The following is a 17,619-nucleotide window of genomic DNA, read 5'->3' on the forward strand; positions in this document are numbered from 1 at the left end:
CAAGTCGAGCCGGGTTCGCCGCGGCGCAGGCGCTGCCCTACAATGGCGTTTCCCTTCCTGGACGCCCCGTCATGCCCCTTCGCTTATGGCTGCTCGTGCTCATGCTGGCATGTGCTGCGGTGCAGGCCGAATCGCTGTCGTTCCAGCGTGATATCCAGCCGATCTTCACGGCCAAGTGCGTAGCCTGTCACGCCTGCTACGACTCGCCGTGCCAGCTCAATCTGGGGAGCGACGCCGGCGCGCTGCGCGGCGCCAGCAAGCAGCCGGTGTACGACGGCACGCGCACGCGGGCACAGCAGCCAACGCGACTGTTTCTCGATGCCCATGACGAAGCTGCCTGGCGGCGCAAGGGCTTTGCCTCCGTGCTGGACGGGCAGGGCAGCCAGGCCGCGCTGATGGCACGCATGCTCGAACTCGGGCGCAGCCAGCCGCTGGCGCCGAACGCCAGGTTGCCGGACGGGCTCGACGTGAGCATCCGGCGCGACAATAGCTGCCCGTTGCCGGAGGAGTTCGATGCCTATGCCCGGCGCGCGGTGCATGGCGGCATGCCGTTCGCCGTAGCCGGGCTGGACGATGCCGAATACGCGACCTTGCAGCACTGGCTGGCGCTGGGCGCGCCCATCGACCACGCCGACATCAGGATCGCGCCGGCCGAGCAGCGGCAGATCGAGGCCTGGGAAGGCCTGCTCAACCAGCCCGGCATCCGCGAGCGCCTGGTCGCCCGCTGGCTCTACGAGCACCTGTTCCTCGCGCACCTGCACTTCCAGTCGGCGCAGGGCGGGCACTTCTATCAACTGGTCCGCTCGCGTACACCGAGCGGGCAGCCGTTGGACGTGATCGCCACGCGCCGCCCGAACGACGATCCCGGCACCGCTTTCTTCTACCGACTGCGCCCGGTCAGCGACGTGATCGTGCACAAGACGCACATCACCTTCGCCTTGAGCGCGGCCAAGCTGGCGCGGGTACGCCAACTGTTCCTCGACGACGACTGGAACCTCGAACAGCTGCCGGGCTACGGCGCGGGCCACCGCGCCAACCCGTTCCTGACCTTCGAGGCGATCCCGGCGCGGGCGCGCTACCAGTTCATGCTCGACGATGCCGAATACTTCGTGCGCACCTTCATCCGCGGCCCCGTCTGCCGCGGACAGATCGCCACGGACGTCATTCGCGACAACTTCTGGGTGTTGTTCCAGGATCCGCAGCACGACCTCTACCTCAGCGACCCCGTCTTTCGCGGGCAGGCGACGCCGCTGCTGGCGATGCCGGGGCAGTTCGACGAACTGGGCGATCTGCTGACCTTCTGGAACGTCTATCGCGGCAAGCGCAACCGTTACGAGGAACTGCGCCGCGCGGCCTACGCCGAGCAGCCGGCCCAGTGGGCGCACATCTGGAGCGGCAACGACAACGCGCTGCTGTCGATCTTCCGCCAGTACGACAGTGCCTCGGTGCGCAAAGGGCTGATCGGCGAAATCCCGCAGACGCTCTGGTGGATGGATTATCCGCTGCTGGAGCGCACCTACTACCAGCTGGTGGTCAACTTCGACGTGTTCGGCAACGTCTCGCACCAGGGGCAGACGCGGCTGTACTTCGACCTGATCCGCAACGGTGCGGAACTCAATTTCCTGCGTCTGCTGCCTGCGGCGTCGCGCCAGGCGATTCTCGACAGCTGGTACCAGAAGGGCGGCCAGCTGAAGCTGAAACTGGCCTATACCGCCATCGACACGCGCACCGCGACCGGCCTGGCGCTCGCCGATGCACGACCGAGGGAGGATTTCGCCCGGCAGCTGCTGGCCCGTCACGCCGCCATCAACGCCCGGCCCGACCCGATCAACCGTTGCGACGGCGCGCATTGTCATCGTCCAGGACAGGCGCCTGCGCTACAGCAGGCCGAGCAGTTCCTCAGTCGCCTGGCCGGGCGGTCCGCCGCCGGCATGCCGATGATCGCCCAGCTGCCCGAAGCGACCTTGCTGCGGGTGGAACTGCCCGACGGGCGCCGCGAGATCTACAGCCTGTTGCGCAATCGCGCGCACAGTAACGTCGCCTTCATGTTCGGCGAGGAGTTGCGCTACCAGCCCCGGCTGGACACGCTGACGGTCTATCCGGGGGTGCTGACCAGCTACCCGAACTTCATCTTTTCGCTGGCGGCAGCCGAGGTGCCGTCATTCGTCCAGGCGCTGGAGCAGGTGCGCTCCGCTGGCCAGTTCGAACGCATCGTCGAGCGTTGGGGCATTCGTCGCAGCCATCCGCGGTTCTGGTTCTACTTCCACGACCTCCGCCGCTACCTGGAAGAAACCGAGCCGCTGGAGGCCGGGGTGCTGGACATGAACCGCTACGAGAACCTTTGATTGCCTTACTTGACTAAAATGCTAGGACTTTATCGGCGGCCCGGGTTGGCGTAGACTGCCGGCATATTTGCGAGGAGTCACCATGAGCGCGATCACCATTACCGAAGCGGCACACGATTACCTGGCTGGCCTGCTGGAAAAGCAGAATACTCCCGGCATTGGCATTCGCATCTTCATCACCCAACCCGGCACCCCCTATGCCGAGACCTGCATCGCCTACTGCAAGCCCGGCGAAGAGAAGCCGGAAGACGTCGCCCTGGGGCTGAAGAGCTTCACTGCCTGGATCGACAGCACCAGCGAGCCCTTCCTCGAGGACGCCCTGGTGGACTACGCGACCGACCGCATGGGCGGGCAACTGACCATCAAGGCACCCAATGCCAAGGTGCCGATGATCAGCGACGACAGCCCGCTGAACGAGCGCATCAACTACTACCTGCAGACCGAGATCAACCCAGGCCTGGCCAGCCATGGCGGGCAGGTCTCGCTGATCGACGTGGTGGAAGAGGGCATTGCCGTGCTGCAGTTCGGCGGCGGCTGCCAGGGCTGCGGCCAGGCCGATGTGACGCTCAAGGAAGGCATCGAGAAGACGCTGCTGGCCCGCATCCCCGAGCTCAAGGGCGTACGCGACGTCACCGACCACAGCAATCGCGAAAACGCCTACTACTGATCGGCCTGTGCCGGGCTGGCTCGTGGCGATGCGGGCCGGCGCGGTGCGCGGCATTCCTCGGGCCGGTCTTTCAGCGGCGCATGGCTGCCCCTTTCCAAAAAGGCAATGAGCCCGACCTCCTCGGCGCTCAGCCACCGGCGTTTGCGCGCGGCGCGCAGGCCGCTCAGCTCGCCACGCAGGAAGGCGCCGAGGATGTCCGGGTGGATGTAGCACTGGCGGCAGACCGTCGGGGTATTGCCCAGCAGCGAGGCGATCTGCCGGACTGCATCGGCCAGCTGCCGGCGTGCTGCCGTTTCGGATTGCCAGGGCAGGCGGCGCAAGTGCTCCAGTGCCTGGGTACTGCCGGCCCAGGTGCGGTAATCCTTGGCGGTGAAGCCCTGCCCGGTCAGCTGTTGCAGGTACTGGTTGATGTCCCCGGAGCTGACGGCGTGCCGCTGTCCCTGCTCGTCGACGTACTGGAACAGGTGCTGGCCCGGCAATTCCATGCAGCGCCGCATCAGGCGTGCCAGGCGGCGGTCTCGCAAGGTGACCCGATGTTCGACGCCGCTCTTGCCGCGAAAGCTGAAGCGGATCGCGCTGCCCTCGACGCTGACGTGTCGATTGCGCAGCGTGGTCAGCCCGTAGGAGCGGTTGTCCTTGGCGTAGCGGGCATTGCCGACGCGGATGAGCGTCGATTCCAGCAGCCGGACCACCAGCGCCATGACCTTCGCCCGCGGTAGGCCAGGCAGGGCGATGTCCTTCTCCAGCCGCGCGCGCAGACGCGGTAGGGACTGGCCGAACTCCAGCATGCGCTGGTACTTGCCTTCGTCCCGTACCTCGCGCCAGCGAGGATGGTAGCGATATTGCTTGCGCCCGCGGGCATCGCGCCCGGTGGCCTGCAGGTGGCCGCTCGGGTCCGGGCAGATCCACACGTCCCGGTAGGCGGGAGGGATGGCCAGCCGATTGATGCGTCCGATCTCGCCCGGGTCGCGGAGCCGTTGGCCGGCGGGGTCGAAGTAGGCGAACTTGCCGCGCAGGAGCCTGCGGCGGATGCCGGGCTGGCTGTCGTCCGAGTAGCGCAGCTCCGGCGGAAGTTCGGGACATAGCAGGGTGCCGGTATCGTCGCTTTCATCGAGGGCGACGGGGCGGGTGCCGGCGGCAATGGGCGGCGGATCCTGCCTCTCCATGGGCGACGGCCCCGGTCCTGTGCGGCTCGGTCAGTCTTCGCTTTCCTTGTTGTTGCGCATCAGCAGCTGGATGGCTGCGACCAGCTCGTCGATCGCTTCGCGGTAGAGCTCCGGCTTGTCCTGTGTCTCGGCCTGGTCGGCGTGCTTGCGGGCGGTGTCGAGGTGGTCGTTGATCGAGGAATAGTCACCTAGCATGGACGGACTCCTGGTCTGTGTTTGGCGGGCCCCGGAGCGGGGCGGCTGTCCTAATAGCTGACCTACGCCTTGCTCAGCGGTTCGCACCGGTGGTCAACGGCTACGCAAGCTGGTCAGCGCCCTGGCCCAGTGGGGGTTGTGGCAGCGCGGGCAGGGCTGTTCCTGGCCGGTCTCCAGGACATGCGGGAAGCCGCAGCGCGTGCAGGCGTACATCCCGCTGGCGGGCACCTGCCGGAAAGTCGGGCGATGCTCCGGAGGCAGCACCGACAGGCCGGGGCGCACCTCGTCCGGCCCATGGAAATACAGGCTCACTTCGCCATCGGTCTCCAGGATCGCCAGGCGCACCTGCCCCAGGTGCTCGACGCCCTGCTGCCTGAGTTCCATGAAGAACTCGTCGGCCGATATCTGCAGTTGGTCGAGGCTACGCAACTCGTAGATGCCGTCGCGGATAATGGTGATCGGGCGCCCTTCGACCCAGCCGCCGAAGCGGTGGCTCTTGGTCATCAGCGCGACGGTCAGGCGATAGAGCGCCAGCAGGGTGATGAACACCGCGGCCACCGGCAGCAGCGGTACGTCTTCGTAGAAGGACACGTCGCCGGCTGCCGAGCCGAGGGTGAGGATGATCACCAGCTCGAATACCGAAAGCTGGCGGATGCCGCGCCGCCCGCTGACCTTGAGAAAGACGAACACGGCAGCGAAGGCGAACAGCGCCCGCAAGGCGACCTCGGCGAGAAACAACGGCGGAAACTGGTCCAGCAGCATCCGCTGCCAATCGAAGGGCGTCATCGGCTAGCTCCCGTGTCGTTCGTCGTCGAGGGGTGCCCAGGGAGGACGCGCCGCATGCGTTAGGCCCGCTCGGGGGATACGTGGAAGACGAACTGCACGCCATCGCCGGTGCCGTCGCCGACCACCGAGCCGACCACCGGCCGATGGCTGACCTCGCGGCCCGGGTAGGCCTGGCGGATATGCCGCTGGGCGACTTCGCAGATGTGATCGAGCAGGCCGGTGCTCTGCTCAGCCCGCGGTACCACGAAGTGGAGGGTGATGGCGTGGCTTTGCGTGCCCTGCGGCAGGTGCGCCAGGCCGCTGCTGTGCCACTGGTCGTTGACGTAGGCTTCGGCGCCTTTCATAGGGGGCTCCTCGTTCGCGTGTGTCGGTCCTGTTGAGACCGCTGCGGCAACGAGACGACTCCCGAAGCGCCATCAAGGCATGAAAAAGGCCCGGGGCGGGATGCCGTCGGGCCTGTTTGCTCTGAACGCGCCGCGGATCAGGCAGGCATGTGCCACTCGGAAAAATGCGCACCGTTGCGGCTGAGTTGCTCGCGGGTCTGCTCCAGGGTCTGCTCGAGTTTGACCGGGTCGGTGTAGACGCTGCTGGACATCTTGCAGCGACCCAGCAGGCGCGCTTCCTGGCGGTCTACCACGCTGATGCTGACTTCGCCGTTGCCCTCGGGGAGGATCCAGGCGACACACTGGAACGGCTTGAAGGCGCGGTCGGTGATGAGGAGGGCGTCATTGATGCGGAGGGTAGCGTTCATATGGCAATGGTCTCTCTGAAAACGATGCGGATATCGGGTTACCGCCAGTATTTCGGGTGCCATGGCGTTGGCCTTATCCAGATGATGCGCTCAGAAGACCCGCGAGTCACACCGGAATTCAAAAAAAATCGAAGGCATTGCAATTAGCCGAAAGTCTTAGTCGTCCAGCGACCCGACGATCGGACCAATAGCGCGCCTAAGTTATTGATTGGATAGGAAAAGTTTTTCTGACGGTCAGTGCGTGTCGCGTGCCTGTGGAAAACGCATGCGACATTGCACCGCAAGTCGAAAGAAGCGGCTGGCGCCCGCTCGGGCGCCAGCCGGGGAGGGGTCAGATCTTGAATTGACGCAGGATGCCGTTGAGTCGATCGGCCAGTTCGCCCAGGTGCTTGCCGGCTTCGCTGGACTGCTCGGCGGCATCGTTGCTGCTCTGGGCCAGGCTCGCGGCCTGGGTCACGTTCTGGTTGATGTCCTCGACCACGTGGGATTGTTGCAGCGTGGCGCTGGCAATCGATGCATTGAGCCCGGAAATGTTGCGTAGCGCCTGGGCGATCTGCCCGAGGCTCTCGCCGGCCTGGCTGGCCTGCTCGACGGTCAGTTGCGACGCGCGGTTGCTTTCCATGATCACGTTGACGGCGGCGCCCGAGTTCTTCTGCAGGCGCTCGATCATGGTGTGGATCTCGGCCGTGGACTGCTGGGTGCGCTGGGCCAGCAGGCGTACCTCGTCGGCAACCACGGCGAAGCCGCGACCCTGCTCGCCGGCACGCGCCGCTTCGATCGCGGCGTTGAGGGCCAGCAGGTTGGTCTGGTCGGCGATCGAGCCGATCACGTCGAGCACGCTGCCGATCTTCGAAGTCTCGTCGGCCAGCGACTGGATGACGCTGACGGCCTGGCTGATGGTGGTCGAAAGCTGGTCGATCTGCTGCAGGCTGGTCTCGATGTTCTGCTGGCCATGGCCTGCCTGGCTTTCTGCATCGCCCACCTCGTTGGAGGCATGCTCGGCGTTCTTCGCCACTTCCTGCACCGCATAGGTCACTTCGTTGATCGCCGTGGCGACGAGTTCCATCTGCTGCAGCTGCTGCTGGCTCTGCTCGAAGGCCTGGCGCGAGACGCTGCCCAAGGTGTTCGAGGAGCGGGCAAGCGAGTCGGCGGTTTCCAGCAACTGGGCGATGACCGCGCGCAGCTTGCGGGCGAAGCTGTTGAAGTCGCGCCCCAGGGCGGTCAGCTCGTCGTTGCCGTTGACGTCCAGTTCGCGGGTCAGATCGGCTTCGCCGCTGGCGATGTTGGCCATGGCGGCCATGGAGTTGCGTAGCGGCACGGTGATGCTGCGGATCAACACGCCGACCATCACGGCCATCAGCGCGGCGATCGCCAGGCCGATGAAGGTGAAGCGCACCAGGTAGTTGTAGAACTCGCTTTCCACGTCATCGACGTAGATGCCCGAGCCGATCACCCAGCCCCACGGCTTGAACAGCTTGACGTACGAGAGCTTCGGTACCGGCTGTTCCTCGCCCGGCTTGGCCCACATATAGTCGACCAGGCCGGCGCCGTCGCGCTTGGCGATGGCGACCATCTCGTTGAACAGGGCCTTGCCGTTGGGGTCCTTGATCTGCGACAGGTCCTGGCCGTCGAGCTTGGGCTGCATCGGATGCATGATCATCCTCGGCGCCAGGTCGTTGATCCAGAAGTAGTCGTTCTGCCGGTAGCGCAGCGCACGGACCTGCTGCAGCGCGGCAGCCTGCGCCTGCTCGGTGGTCATCTCGCCGCTGGCTTCCAGGCGCTGGTAGTGATCGAGGATGCCCGCCGCCGTCTCGACGACATAGGTGGTCATCTCCTGCTTGCCCTTGTACAGATCCTGGCGGACTTGCTGGATCATCAGCATGCCCAGTACGAAGAGCATCAGCGTTGCAACCACCGGGATGAGCCAGAGCCGTTTGCTGATGGGAAATTTTCGCAACAAATTCATTTGAGTGACTCCTGATGAGCTCTCGCTTTTCTTGTTATGGCAACGGCTTTGCTTGGTGACGCATGACCCGTGCATCTGAATGGAGCGCTTGTGGGGAGGTTGCGACATGCAAACTCCTGATAGCTTTTCGGCCGCCCCTGGCGAAAAATGAGCCCCACCAAAGTCGAAAGCGGAATTTACTGGTGCGCGGCCGGTCAGATCAGCGGTCTGGCCGAGCGCCGGGTCGTCTTCGTTGTAATTACAAGTGCGATGGGTGTCATCGCTGATGGGGAATAGATGGATCTTTGGCTTGCGGTACAAGCACTGATATTGGGCGTCGTCGAGGGAATCACCGAGTTTCTTCCTATTTCCAGCACCGGTCACCAGATCATCGTCGCCGACCTGATCGGGTTCGGCGGCGAGCGGGCGATCGCCTTCAACGTCATCATCCAGCTCGCGGCGATCCTCGCCGTCGTCTGGGAATACCGGCATCGGGTGATCGGTGTCGTGGTCGGCCTGCCACGGGAGCGCCAGGCGCAGAACTTCACCGTCAACCTGCTGGTAGCCTTCATGCCGGCGGTGGTGCTCGGTGTGGCCTTCGCCGACCTGATCCACGAATACCTGTTCAACCCGATCACCGTGGCGACGGCGCTGGTCATTGGTGGCGTCGTCATGCTCTGGGCAGAGCGGCGCGAACACAGCATCAGGGCCGAGACGGTCGACGACATGAACTGGACCCTGGCGCTGAAGGTCGGCTTCGCCCAGTGCCTGGCGCTGGTGCCCGGGACCTCGCGCTCCGGCTCGACGATCATCGGTGGCCTGTTGTTCGGGCTGTCGCGCAAGGCCGCCACCGAGTTTTCCTTCTTCCTGGCGATGCCGACCATGGTCGGGGCGGCGGTCTACTCCGGCTACAAGTACCGCGACCTGTTCCAGCCCGCCGATCTGCCGGTGTTCGCGATCGGCTTCGTGACCTCCTTCATCTTCGCCATGCTGGCGGTGCGGGCGCTGCTGAAATTCATCGGCAACCACAGCTATGCGGCATTCGCCTGGTATCGGATCGTTTTCGGCATCATCATCCTGGCGACCTGGCAGTTTGGAATCATCGACTGGAGTACGGCCCAGGGCTGATCCTGGTGTCCGGGCCACATCCAGCCCCCGCCACCGGCGGGGGCTTCTTTCATGACTGCAAAAACGAGGCGTACCGGCTGCGCGCGAAAGCGTCGGCCCGGCATGGCGGCGGGGTGACTTCTGCCATTCGAGCCACTAGAATGCGTGCCCATTCTGGCGCCGGAACGCCCGGCTTATGTCTGTGCAACGAGGAAAATCCATGCAAGTTTCTGTTGAAAGCACCTCCGCTCTTGAGCGCCGCATGACCATTGGCGTGCCGGTCGAGCGCATCGAGACCGAAGTCAACAAGCGTCTGCAGCAGACCGCCAGCCGTGCCAAGATCCCCGGTTTCCGTCCCGGCAAGGTGCCGATGAGCGTGATCCGTCAGCGTTACGAAGCCTCCGCCCGTCAGGAAGTGCTCGGCGACCTGATCCAGGCCACCTTCTATGAAGCCGTCGTGGCCGAGAAGCTGAACCCGGCTGGCGCTCCGTCGGTGGAGCCGAAGGTATTCGAGAAGGGCAAGGACCTGGAATACGTCGCCACCTTCGAAGTCTTCCCCGAGTTCGAAGTCGCCGGCTTCGACAGCATCGAGGTGGAGCGCCTGCAGGCCGAAGTATCCGACGCCGACGTCGACAACATGCTGGACATCCTGCGCAAGCAGAACACTCGCTTCGAGACCGTCGAGCGTGCTGCCGAGAATGGCGACCAGGTCAACATCGACTTCGTCGGCAAGATCGATGGTGAGGCCTTCGCCGGTGGTTCGGCCAAGGGCACCCAGCTGGTGCTGGGCTCGGGTCGCATGATTCCGGGCTTCGAGGACGCGCTCGTTGGCGTCAAGGCCGGCGAAGAGCGTGTGATCAACCCAACCTTCCCCGAGGACTACCAGAACCTCGACCTGGCCGGCAAGACCGCCGAGTTCACCGTCACGGTCAACAGTGTCGCAGCGCCCCAGCTGCCGGAGCTCAACGAAGAGTTCTTCGCCCAGTTCGGTGTGCAGGAAGGCGGCCTGGATGGCTTCCGCGCTGAAGTGAAGAAGAACATGGAGCGCGAACTGCGCCAGGCGATCAAGAACAAGGTGAAGAACCAGGTGATGGAAGGCCTGGTGGCCAACAACCCGATCGAAGTGCCCAACGCACTGATCGACAACGAAGTGAACCGCCTGCGCGTCCAGGCCGTCCAGCAGTTCGGCGGCAACATCAAGCCCGACCAGCTGCCGGCCGAGTTGTTCAGCGAGCAGGCCAAGCGCCGTGTGCTGCTGGGCCTGATCGTCGCCGAAGTGGTCAAGCAGAAGGAGCTCAAGCCGGACGAAGCGCGCGTGCGTGAGCTGATCGAGGAGATGGCTTCGGCCTACCAGGAGCCCGAGCAGGTGGTGGCCTGGTACTACAAGAATGCCGAGCAGTTGAACGAAGTGCGTTCGGTTGTGCTCGAAGAACAAGTTGTAGATACTGTTCTGCAGCAGGCCAAAGTGACCGACAAGTCGGTCTCCTACGAAGAAGCAGTCAAGCCTGCGGAAGCCCCGCAAGCCGCCTGATTTCTTCCATTTTCTCGAGTGCACAAACATAAGCCAGCCTCGTGCTGGCTTATGTGTTTGAGGCATGACATAGGGAGTATCGTTGGAACATGTCCCGCAATTCTTTCATGCAGGCTCCGGAGATTCAGGCTGCAGGCGGCCTGGTCCCGATGGTGATCGAGCAGTCCGCTCGCGGCGAACGCGCCTATGACATCTACTCCCGGCTGCTCAAGGAGCGGGTGATCTTCATGGTCGGCCAGGTGGAGGATTACATGGCCAACCTGATCGTCGCCCAGCTGCTGTTCCTCGAAGCAGAAAATCCGGAAAAGGACATTCACCTGTACATCAATTCGCCCGGTGGCTCGGTGACCGCAGGCATGTCCATCTACGACACCATGCAGTTCATCAAGCCGGACGTGTCGACCATCTGCATCGGCCAGGCATGCAGCATGGGCGCGCTGCTGCTGGCGGGCGGCGCGGCGGGCAAGCGCTACTGCCTGCCCCATTCGCGCATGATGATCCACCAGCCACTGGGCGGTTTCCAGGGGCAGGCCTCGGACATCGAGATCCACGCGCGCGAGATCCTCACCATCCGCGAGCGGCTGAACAAGGTGCTTGCCCAGCACACCGGCCAGCCGATCGACGTGATTGCCCGCGACACCGACCGCGACAACTTCATGAGCGGCGACGAAGCCGTGAAGTACGGCCTGATCGACCAGGTCCTGACCCAGCGCCAGCTGGCCGTCTGATCACCTGTCCGCCCGTTTGGGCGGCTGTCTGCGTGGGCTTGAAAAAGCCCACGATTGCCTTCATCTTGTTTTTCAAGCTCCCCCGATTGGATCGATCGAATGACTGATACCCGCAACGGCGAGGATTCCGGCAAGCTGCTTTATTGCTCCTTCTGCGGCAAAAGCCAGCATGAAGTGCGCAAGTTGATTGCCGGTCCCTCCGTTTTCATCTGCGACGAGTGCGTCGACCTGTGCAACGACATCATTCGTGAAGAAGTTCAGGAAGCACAGGCCGAGAGCAGCTCGCACAAGCTGCCTGCGCCTAAGGAGATCAGCGGCATCCTCGACCAGTACGTCATTGGTCAGGAGCGCGCCAAGAAGATCCTGGCAGTAGCGGTGTACAACCACTACAAGCGCCTGAACCAGCGCGACAAGAAGGAAGAGGTCGAGCTCGGCAAGAGCAACATCCTGCTGATCGGTCCGACCGGTTCGGGCAAGACCCTGCTGGCCGAAACCCTGGCCCGCCTGCTCAATGTCCCGTTCACCATTGCCGACGCCACGACGCTCACCGAAGCCGGCTACGTTGGCGAGGATGTGGAAAACATCATCCAGAAGCTGCTGCAGAAGTGCGATTACGATGTGGAAAAGGCCCAGATGGGCATCGTCTACATCGACGAAATCGACAAGATCTCGCGCAAGTCCGACAACCCGTCGATCACTCGTGACGTGTCGGGGGAGGGCGTCCAGCAGGCGCTGCTCAAGCTGATCGAGGGTACCGTGGCCTCGGTGCCACCGCAGGGCGGGCGCAAGCATCCACAGCAGGAATTTTTGCAGGTCGATACCCGCAACATCCTGTTCATCTGTGGCGGTGCATTCGCCGGGCTGGAGAAGGTCATCCAGGCGCGCTCGACCCGAGGCGGCATCGGCTTCAGTGCCGAGGTGCGCAGCAAGGACCCGGGCAAGAAAGTCGGCGAGGCGCTGCGTTCGGTCGAACCTGACGACCTGGTCAAGTTCGGTTTGATTCCCGAGTTCGTCGGGCGCCTGCCGGTGATCGCGACGCTGGACGAACTCGACGAAGCGGCGCTGATCGAGATCCTCACCGAGCCGAAGAACGCGCTCACCAAGCAGTATGCCAAGCTGTTCGAGCTGGAAGGCGTCGAGCTGGAGTTCCGGCCCGATGCACTCAAGGCGATCGCCAGCCGTGCGCTGGAGCGCAAGACCGGCGCCCGTGGGTTGCGCTCGATTCTCGAAGGCGTGCTGCTCGATACGATGTACGAGATTCCTTCGCAGAAGGACGTCAGCAAGGTCGTCATCGATGAAAGCGTGATCGAGGGCTCGTCCAAGCCGCTGCTCATTTACGAGAGCAGCGAGCCGCCAGCCAAGGCTGCGCCAGAGGCGTGATGCACGAAGGGGCCCTCGGGCCCCTTCGTTTTTTCGCCTTCTTGTTTTTTAACGGGCCTGCCCCCATCTTAGGTGCATGGGTACGCCCGTCCGTTTACCGCCGCAAGGCCGTCGTAGAGCTGAATTATGAAGACAACCATCGAATTGCCCCTCTTGCCCCTGCGCGATGTCGTGGTCTATCCGCATATGGTGATCCCGCTGTTCGTCGGGCGCGAGAAGTCCATCGAAGCTCTCGAGTCGGCCATGGTTGGCGACAAGCAGATCCTGCTGGTCGCGCAGAAGAACCCGGCCGACGACGATCCTGCCGAGGATGCCCTGTACCGCGTGGGCACCGTGGCCACCGTGCTGCAACTGCTCAAGCTGCCCGACGGCACCGTCAAGGTGTTGGTCGAAGGCGAGCAGCGTGGCGAGATCGAGAGCTTCTTCGAAGTCGATGAGCATTGCCGTGCCAAGGTCAGCCTGGTCGAGGAGGCCGAGGTCGAGGAACGCGAAGCCGAGGTGTTCACCCGCAGCCTGCTCAGCCAATTCGAACAGTACGTGCAACTGGGCAAGAAGGTCCCGGCCGAAGTGCTTTCTTCGCTTACCGGCATCGACGAGCCCTCGCGCCTGGTCGACACCATGGCCGCGCACATGGCGCTGAAGATCGAGCAGAAGCAGGAAATCCTTGAGATTACCGACCTGGCCGCACGGGTCGAGCATGTGCTCGCCCTGCTGGATGCCGAGATCGATCTGCTGCAGGTGGAAAAGCGCATCCGTGGCCGTGTGAAGAAGCAGATGGAGCGCAGCCAGCGCGAGTACTACCTCAACGAACAGATGAAGGCGATCCAGAAGGAACTGGGCGATCTAGACGAAGGCCACAACGAGATCGACGAGCTGAAGAAGCGCATCGAGAACGCCGGCCTGAGCAAGGATGCATACGCCAAGGCCCAGGCCGAACTCAACAAGCTCAAGCAGATGTCGCCGATGTCCGCCGAAGCCACGGTGGTGCGTACCTACATCGACTGGCTGGTGAACGTACCGTGGAAGGCCGCGAGCAAGGTTCGCCTGGACCTGGCCAAGGCCGAACAGGTGCTGGATACCGACCACTATGGCCTGGAAGAGGTCAAGGACCGGATCCTCGAGTATCTTGCGGTGCAGAAACGGGTCAAGAAGCTGAAGGGCCCGGTCCTGTGCCTGGTTGGCCCGCCGGGTGTCGGCAAGACCTCGCTGGCCGAGTCGATCGCCCGCTCGACCAACCGCAAGTTCGTCCGCATGGCCCTCGGCGGCGTGCGTGACGAGGCCGAGATTCGCGGTCACCGGCGTACCTACATAGGCTCCATGCCGGGTCGCCTGATCCAGAAGATGACCAAGGTCGGCGTGCGCAACCCGCTGTTCTTGCTTGATGAGATCGACAAGATGGCCAGCGACATGCGCGGCGATCCGGCCTCGGCGTTGCTCGAGGTGCTCGATCCGGAGCAGAACCACAATTTCAACGACCATTATCTGGAAGTCGACTACGACCTGTCGGACGTCATGTTCATCTGCACGGCCAACTCGATGAACATCCCGGCACCGCTGCTGGACCGGATGGAAGTCATCCGCCTGCCGGGCTACACCGAGGATGAGAAGGTCAACATCGCGACACGCTACCTCGCGCCCAAGCAGATCAAGGCCAACGGCCTGAAGCAGAGCGAGCTGGAATTCCAGGAGCAGAGCATTCGCGACGTCATCCGCTACTACACGCGCGAGGCAGGCGTGCGCAGCCTGGAGCGCCAGTTGGCCAAGGTCTGCCGCAAGGTGGTGAAGGAACATGCGACCGACAAGCGCTTCCACGTGGAAGTCACGCCGGACTCGCTGGAGCACTTCCTCGGGGTGCGCAAGTTCCGCTACGGGCTCGCCGAGCAGCAGGACCAGATCGGCCAGGTTACCGGCCTGGCCTGGACGCAGGTCGGTGGCGAGTTGCTCACCATCGAGGCCGCGGTGGTTCCCGGCAAGGGACGTCTGACCAAGACCGGCTCGCTCGGCGAGGTGATGGGGGAGTCGATTACCGCGGCACTTACCGTGGTGCGCAGCCGCGCCCGCAGCCTGGGGATCGCACCGGATTTCCACGAGAAGCAGGATATCCACATCCACGTGCCCGAAGGCGCGACGCCGAAGGACGGTCCCAGCGCCGGTGTCGGCATGTGCACGGCACTTGTCTCGGCGCTGACGCAGATACCGGTACGGGCCGATGTCGCGATGACCGGCGAGATCACTTTGCGTGGCCAAGTACTGGCCATCGGCGGCCTCAAGGAGAAGTTGCTGGCCGCTCACAGAGGCGGAATCAAGACCGTTATCATCCCCGAGGAAAACCAGCGTGATCTGAAGGAGATTCCTGAGAATATTAAGCAGGACCTACAGATTAAACCGGTAAAGTGGATTGACGAGGTCCTGCAAATTGCGCTGCAATACGCGCCGGAGCCCTTGCCCGATGCGGCTCCCGAGATAGTTGCAAAGGAAGACAAGCGCGAGTCTGATTCCAAGGAGCGAATCAGCACGCATTAGGCGGAGCGGCTTGATTGACACTATCGTGGTGCCCCTGTCATGAGCCGGCCCCTGGTGTCAAAAGCCATTCCCGCAGAGCTTTGCTTGCACCCAAAATTAAAGATACGACTCAACAGAAATAAGGGGACTTAGAGTGAACAAGTCGGAACTGATCGATGCTATCGCTGCATCTGCTGATATTCCTAAAGCTGTTGCTGGCCGTGCGCTGGATGCAGTGATCGAGTCCGTCACCGGCGCCCTGAAGGCTGGTGATTCCGTCGTGCTGGTTGGTTTTGGCACCTTCGCTGTCAAGGAGCGCGCTGCGCGCACTGGCCGCAATCCGCAGACTGGCAAGCCGATCAACATCGCTGCCGCCAAGATCCCCGGCTTCAAGGCAGGCAAGGCCCTGAAAGACGCCGTCAACTAAGCGTTTTCGATCCGTCGCGGTCCTTGTGGGATCGCGGCAGGAGCGGAGAAGCGATTGCAGGCCGGGCCTGCGACGCTGAGGCTTGGGGGAATGTCATCCGCTCCAAAAGCTCCGAGAAGGCGCATCCCAGGATGCGCCTTTCTTTTATCCGGTAACGACCCACGTCACGTCATTCACCACGTGGCTGCTTCCTCGGGGGATGCATGCTTCAAAACATCAGGGACAACTCTCAGGGTTGGATCGCGAAGACGATCATCGGTCTCATCATCGTGTTGCTGGCGCTGACCGGTTTCGAAGCGATCTTCAATTCCGCGGGTAATAAGCAGAACGCCGCCGAGGTGAATGGCGAGCCAATCTCCCGATACGACCTCGACCAGGCGGTCAACATGCAGCGTCGCCAGCTGGCGCAGCAGCTCGGGCGTGATTTCGATGCCGCTTCCCTCGACGACCGGCTGCTGCGCGACGCTGCGCTGGGTGGCCTCATCGACCGCACGCTGCTATTGCACGCCGCGCACGAAGCGGACTTCGCCTTCTCCAGCCAGGCGCTCGACCAGCTCATCCTGCAGACGCCGGAGTTCCAGGTGGACGGCAAGTTCAGTGCCGCGCGTTTCGACCAGGTGATCCAGCAGATGGGCTATTCGCGCATCCAGTTCCGCCAGCTGCTCGAGCAGGAAATGCTCATCGGCCAGCTGCGCGCCGGGATCTCCGGGACGGGGTTCGTGACCGACCAGCAGGTCGAGGACTTTGCGCGCCTGGAGATGCAGACCCGCGATTTCGACACCCTGGCCGTCAAGGCTTCGGTCGACGACGTCACGGTCAGCGACGAGGAGATCCAGCAGCACTACGAGCAGAACGCCGACCGCTATCGCTCGCCGGAGCAGGTGGTCCTCGAGTACGTGCAACTGACCAAGGACGCCTTCTTCGACCAGGTGGACGTCGACGAGCAGGCGCTGCAGGAGCTCTACGAGAAGCAGATCGCCAACCTGGCCGAGCAGCGTCGCGCGGCGCACATCCTGATCGAGACTGCCGAACTGTCGGACGAGCAGGCCAAGGCCAAGCTGGACGAGATCGCCGGTCGCCTGCAGGCCGGTGAGCCGTTTGCCGACCTGGCCAGGCAGTTCTCGCAGGACCCGGGTTCGGCGAGCGAGGGTGGCGACCTGGGTTTCGCCGGCCCTGGCGTCTACGACCCGGCCTTCGAAGAGGCGCTGTACGCGCTCAAGGAGGGCGAGGTCTCGCAGCCGGTCAAGACCGAGTTCGGCTGGCACCTGATCAAGCTGCTTGGCGTGCAGTCGCCCGATGTACCCAGCCTGGAGAGCCTGAAACCGGAGTTGCTGCGCGAGCTCAAGGCGCAGCAGGTCGAGCAGCGCTTCGTCGAGACCTCCAAGCAGCTGGAAGACGCGGCGTTCGAAGCGTCCGACCTGGCGCAGCCGGCGCAGGAACTGGGCCTCAAGGTCGAGACCACGGCTGCGTTCGGCCGCGAGGGTGGCGAGGGCATTGCCGCCAATCGCCAGGTGATCCAGGCCGCATTCAGCGATGAAGTGCTGGTCGATGGCGCCAACAGCTCGCTGATCGAGCTGGACCCGGATACCGTGGTGGTCGTTCGTGCCAAGCAGCACCTGCAGCCCGAGCTGCGGCCGCTCGAGGAAGTCCGCGAGGGGATCGTCCAGCAGCTGCGCCAGCAGAAGGCTTCCGAGAAGGCCAGGCAGGATGGCGAAGCCCTGCTGGCCAAGCTGCGCGACAACGGCGAGGCCGACGGCAGCTGGGAAACCCATGAGGCGGCCACGCGTGCCCAGGAAGGCATCGCACCGGTCGTGCTGCAGGCGGCGTTCCGCATGCCGCGCCCCGAGCAGGACGGCAAGCCGAGCTACATGGGCCTGTCGCTGGAGAACGGTGACTACGTGGTGCTGCGCCTGAAGGGTGTCAACGAGCCGGAGCAGTCGCTCTCCGACGAGGAAAAGCGCAGCTATCGCCGCTTCCTGGCTTCGCGCATCGGCCAGCAGGACTTTGCGTCCTTCCGCCAGTTGCTGCAGAGCGAGGCCAAGATCGAGCGTTTCTGATCAGGCTGCGGACGTGCCTGGCGAAGCTGCCG

Annotated in this window: 15 protein-coding genes and 1 pseudogene; 9 read left to right on the forward strand and 7 right to left on the reverse strand. The window is 63.6% G+C overall.

What is annotated here, in order from left to right; all coding sequences use genetic code 11:
- Nucleotides 1–71 precede the first annotated feature (71 nt).
- Both L3N39_RS10175 and nfuA read left to right on the forward strand, forming a co-directional pair.
- The gene (locus L3N39_RS10175) at nucleotides 72–2,345 is read left to right on the forward strand and encodes a fatty acid cis/trans isomerase (protein WP_237257216.1); all 2,274 of its coding nucleotides are present in this window, start codon (nucleotides 72–74) and stop codon (nucleotides 2,343–2,345) included.
- Between the two features lie 82 nt (nucleotides 2,346–2,427).
- Nucleotides 2,428–3,012, forward strand: a complete 585-nt coding sequence (gene nfuA, locus L3N39_RS10180; RefSeq protein ID WP_237257217.1) for a Fe-S biogenesis protein NfuA — start codon at nucleotides 2,428–2,430, stop codon at nucleotides 3,010–3,012.
- On the opposite strand, the gene L3N39_RS10185 is transcribed toward nfuA, so the two are convergent.
- The 7 genes and pseudogenes from L3N39_RS10185 to L3N39_RS19020 all read right to left on the reverse strand — a co-directional run.
- The gene (locus tag L3N39_RS10185; RefSeq protein ID WP_237257218.1) at nucleotides 3,006–4,178 is read right to left on the reverse strand and encodes a DNA topoisomerase IB; all 1,173 of its coding nucleotides are present in this window, start codon (nucleotides 4,176–4,178) and stop codon (nucleotides 3,006–3,008) included. The two genes, nfuA and L3N39_RS10185, sit on opposite strands and share 7 nt — an antisense overlap.
- Before the next feature lie 30 nt (nucleotides 4,179–4,208).
- Nucleotides 4,209–4,373 carry a hypothetical protein gene (locus tag L3N39_RS10190; protein WP_237257219.1) on the reverse strand — a complete coding sequence of 55 codons (165 nt, stop codon included), beginning with the start codon at nucleotides 4,371–4,373 and terminating at the stop codon, nucleotides 4,209–4,211.
- Nucleotides 4,374–4,466: 93 nt separating this feature from the next.
- Nucleotides 4,467–5,159: a DUF421 domain-containing protein gene (locus L3N39_RS10195; protein WP_237257220.1), complete on the reverse strand. Its 693-nt coding sequence runs from the start codon at nucleotides 5,157–5,159 to the stop codon at nucleotides 4,467–4,469.
- Nucleotides 5,160–5,218: 59 nt separating this feature from the next.
- The gene (locus L3N39_RS10200) at nucleotides 5,219–5,503 is read right to left on the reverse strand and encodes a hypothetical protein (protein ID WP_237257221.1); all 285 of its coding nucleotides are present in this window, start codon (nucleotides 5,501–5,503) and stop codon (nucleotides 5,219–5,221) included.
- Between the two features lie 137 nt (nucleotides 5,504–5,640).
- A complete protein-coding gene (locus tag L3N39_RS10205) occupies nucleotides 5,641–5,910 on the reverse strand; it encodes a hypothetical protein (protein WP_237257222.1) in 270 nt (89 codons plus the stop codon).
- 331 nt (nucleotides 5,911–6,241) lie between these two features.
- Nucleotides 6,242–6,976 (reverse strand): methyl-accepting chemotaxis protein, encoded by a 735-nt coding sequence (locus L3N39_RS19015; RefSeq protein WP_431978023.1) that lies wholly within the window; start codon nucleotides 6,974–6,976, stop codon nucleotides 6,242–6,244.
- 120 nt (nucleotides 6,977–7,096) lie between these two features.
- Nucleotides 7,097–7,984: pseudogene (locus tag L3N39_RS19020) on the reverse strand (cache domain-containing protein); the annotation flags it as partial.
- Nucleotides 7,985–8,152: 168 nt separating this feature from the next.
- On the opposite strand from L3N39_RS19020, the gene L3N39_RS10215 reads away from it, so the two are divergent.
- The 7 genes from L3N39_RS10215 to L3N39_RS10245 all read left to right on the forward strand — a co-directional run bounded on the left by L3N39_RS10215 (nucleotide 8,153) and on the right by L3N39_RS10245 (nucleotide 17,587).
- Nucleotides 8,153–8,983 (forward strand): undecaprenyl-diphosphate phosphatase, encoded by an 831-nt coding sequence (locus L3N39_RS10215; RefSeq protein ID WP_237257224.1) that lies wholly within the window; start codon nucleotides 8,153–8,155, stop codon nucleotides 8,981–8,983.
- Nucleotides 8,984–9,182: 199 nt separating this feature from the next.
- Nucleotides 9,183–10,493, forward strand: coding sequence for a trigger factor (gene tig / locus L3N39_RS10220; RefSeq protein WP_237257225.1), 1,311 nt, complete (start codon nucleotides 9,183–9,185; stop codon nucleotides 10,491–10,493).
- A gap of 89 nt (nucleotides 10,494–10,582) precedes the next feature.
- Nucleotides 10,583–11,221, forward strand: a complete 639-nt coding sequence (clpP, locus tag L3N39_RS10225; RefSeq protein WP_237257226.1) for an ATP-dependent Clp endopeptidase proteolytic subunit ClpP — start codon at nucleotides 10,583–10,585, stop codon at nucleotides 11,219–11,221.
- Between the two features lie 99 nt (nucleotides 11,222–11,320).
- Nucleotides 11,321–12,601: an ATP-dependent Clp protease ATP-binding subunit ClpX gene (gene clpX / locus L3N39_RS10230; protein WP_237257227.1), complete on the forward strand. Its 1,281-nt coding sequence runs from the start codon at nucleotides 11,321–11,323 to the stop codon at nucleotides 12,599–12,601.
- A 126-nt stretch (nucleotides 12,602–12,727) separates the two neighbouring features.
- Nucleotides 12,728–15,124 carry an endopeptidase La gene (gene lon, locus L3N39_RS10235; RefSeq protein WP_237257228.1) on the forward strand — a complete coding sequence of 799 codons (2,397 nt, stop codon included), beginning with the start codon at nucleotides 12,728–12,730 and terminating at the stop codon, nucleotides 15,122–15,124.
- Between the two features lie 133 nt (nucleotides 15,125–15,257).
- On the forward strand, nucleotides 15,258–15,530 hold the full coding sequence (gene hupB, locus L3N39_RS10240) for a nucleoid-associated protein HU-beta (protein ID WP_003282502.1): 273 nt from the start codon (nucleotides 15,258–15,260) through the stop codon (nucleotides 15,528–15,530).
- 203 nt (nucleotides 15,531–15,733) lie between these two features.
- Nucleotides 15,734–17,587 carry a SurA N-terminal domain-containing protein gene (locus L3N39_RS10245; RefSeq protein WP_237257229.1) on the forward strand — a complete coding sequence of 618 codons (1,854 nt, stop codon included), beginning with the start codon at nucleotides 15,734–15,736 and terminating at the stop codon, nucleotides 17,585–17,587.
- Nucleotides 17,588–17,619 lie beyond the last annotated feature (32 nt).

Origin of the sequence: Pseudomonas oligotrophica (assembly GCF_021726475.1) — a bacterium.
Lineage (GTDB): Bacteria > Pseudomonadota > Gammaproteobacteria > Pseudomonadales > Pseudomonadaceae > Stutzerimonas > Stutzerimonas oligotrophica.

Coding starts and splice junctions, on each gene's coding strand:
- L3N39_RS10175 (WP_237257216.1), top strand. CDS start 72: ATGCCCCTTCGCTTATGGCTGCTCGTGCTCATGCTGGCATGTGCTGCG.
- nfuA (WP_237257217.1), top strand. CDS start 2,428: ATGAGCGCGATCACCATTACCGAAGCGGCACACGATTACCTGGCTGGC.
- L3N39_RS10185 (WP_237257218.1), bottom strand. CDS start 4,178: ATGGAGAGGCAGGATCCGCCGCCCATTGCCGCCGGCACCCGCCCCGTC.
- L3N39_RS10190 (WP_237257219.1), bottom strand. CDS start 4,373: ATGCTAGGTGACTATTCCTCGATCAACGACCACCTCGACACCGCCCGC.
- L3N39_RS10195 (WP_237257220.1), bottom strand. CDS start 5,159: ATGACGCCCTTCGATTGGCAGCGGATGCTGCTGGACCAGTTTCCGCCG.
- L3N39_RS10200 (WP_237257221.1), bottom strand. CDS start 5,503: ATGAAAGGCGCCGAAGCCTACGTCAACGACCAGTGGCACAGCAGCGGC.
- L3N39_RS10205 (WP_237257222.1), bottom strand. CDS start 5,910: ATGAACGCTACCCTCCGCATCAATGACGCCCTCCTCATCACCGACCGC.
- L3N39_RS19015 (WP_431978023.1), bottom strand. CDS start 6,976: ATGGAACTCGTCGCCACGGCGATCAACGAAGTGACCTATGCGGTGCAG.
- L3N39_RS10215 (WP_237257224.1), top strand. CDS start 8,153: ATGGATCTTTGGCTTGCGGTACAAGCACTGATATTGGGCGTCGTCGAG.
- tig (WP_237257225.1), top strand. CDS start 9,183: ATGCAAGTTTCTGTTGAAAGCACCTCCGCTCTTGAGCGCCGCATGACC.
- clpP (WP_237257226.1), top strand. CDS start 10,583: ATGTCCCGCAATTCTTTCATGCAGGCTCCGGAGATTCAGGCTGCAGGC.
- clpX (WP_237257227.1), top strand. CDS start 11,321: ATGACTGATACCCGCAACGGCGAGGATTCCGGCAAGCTGCTTTATTGC.
- lon (WP_237257228.1), top strand. CDS start 12,728: ATGAAGACAACCATCGAATTGCCCCTCTTGCCCCTGCGCGATGTCGTG.
- L3N39_RS10245 (WP_237257229.1), top strand. CDS start 15,734: ATGCTTCAAAACATCAGGGACAACTCTCAGGGTTGGATCGCGAAGACG.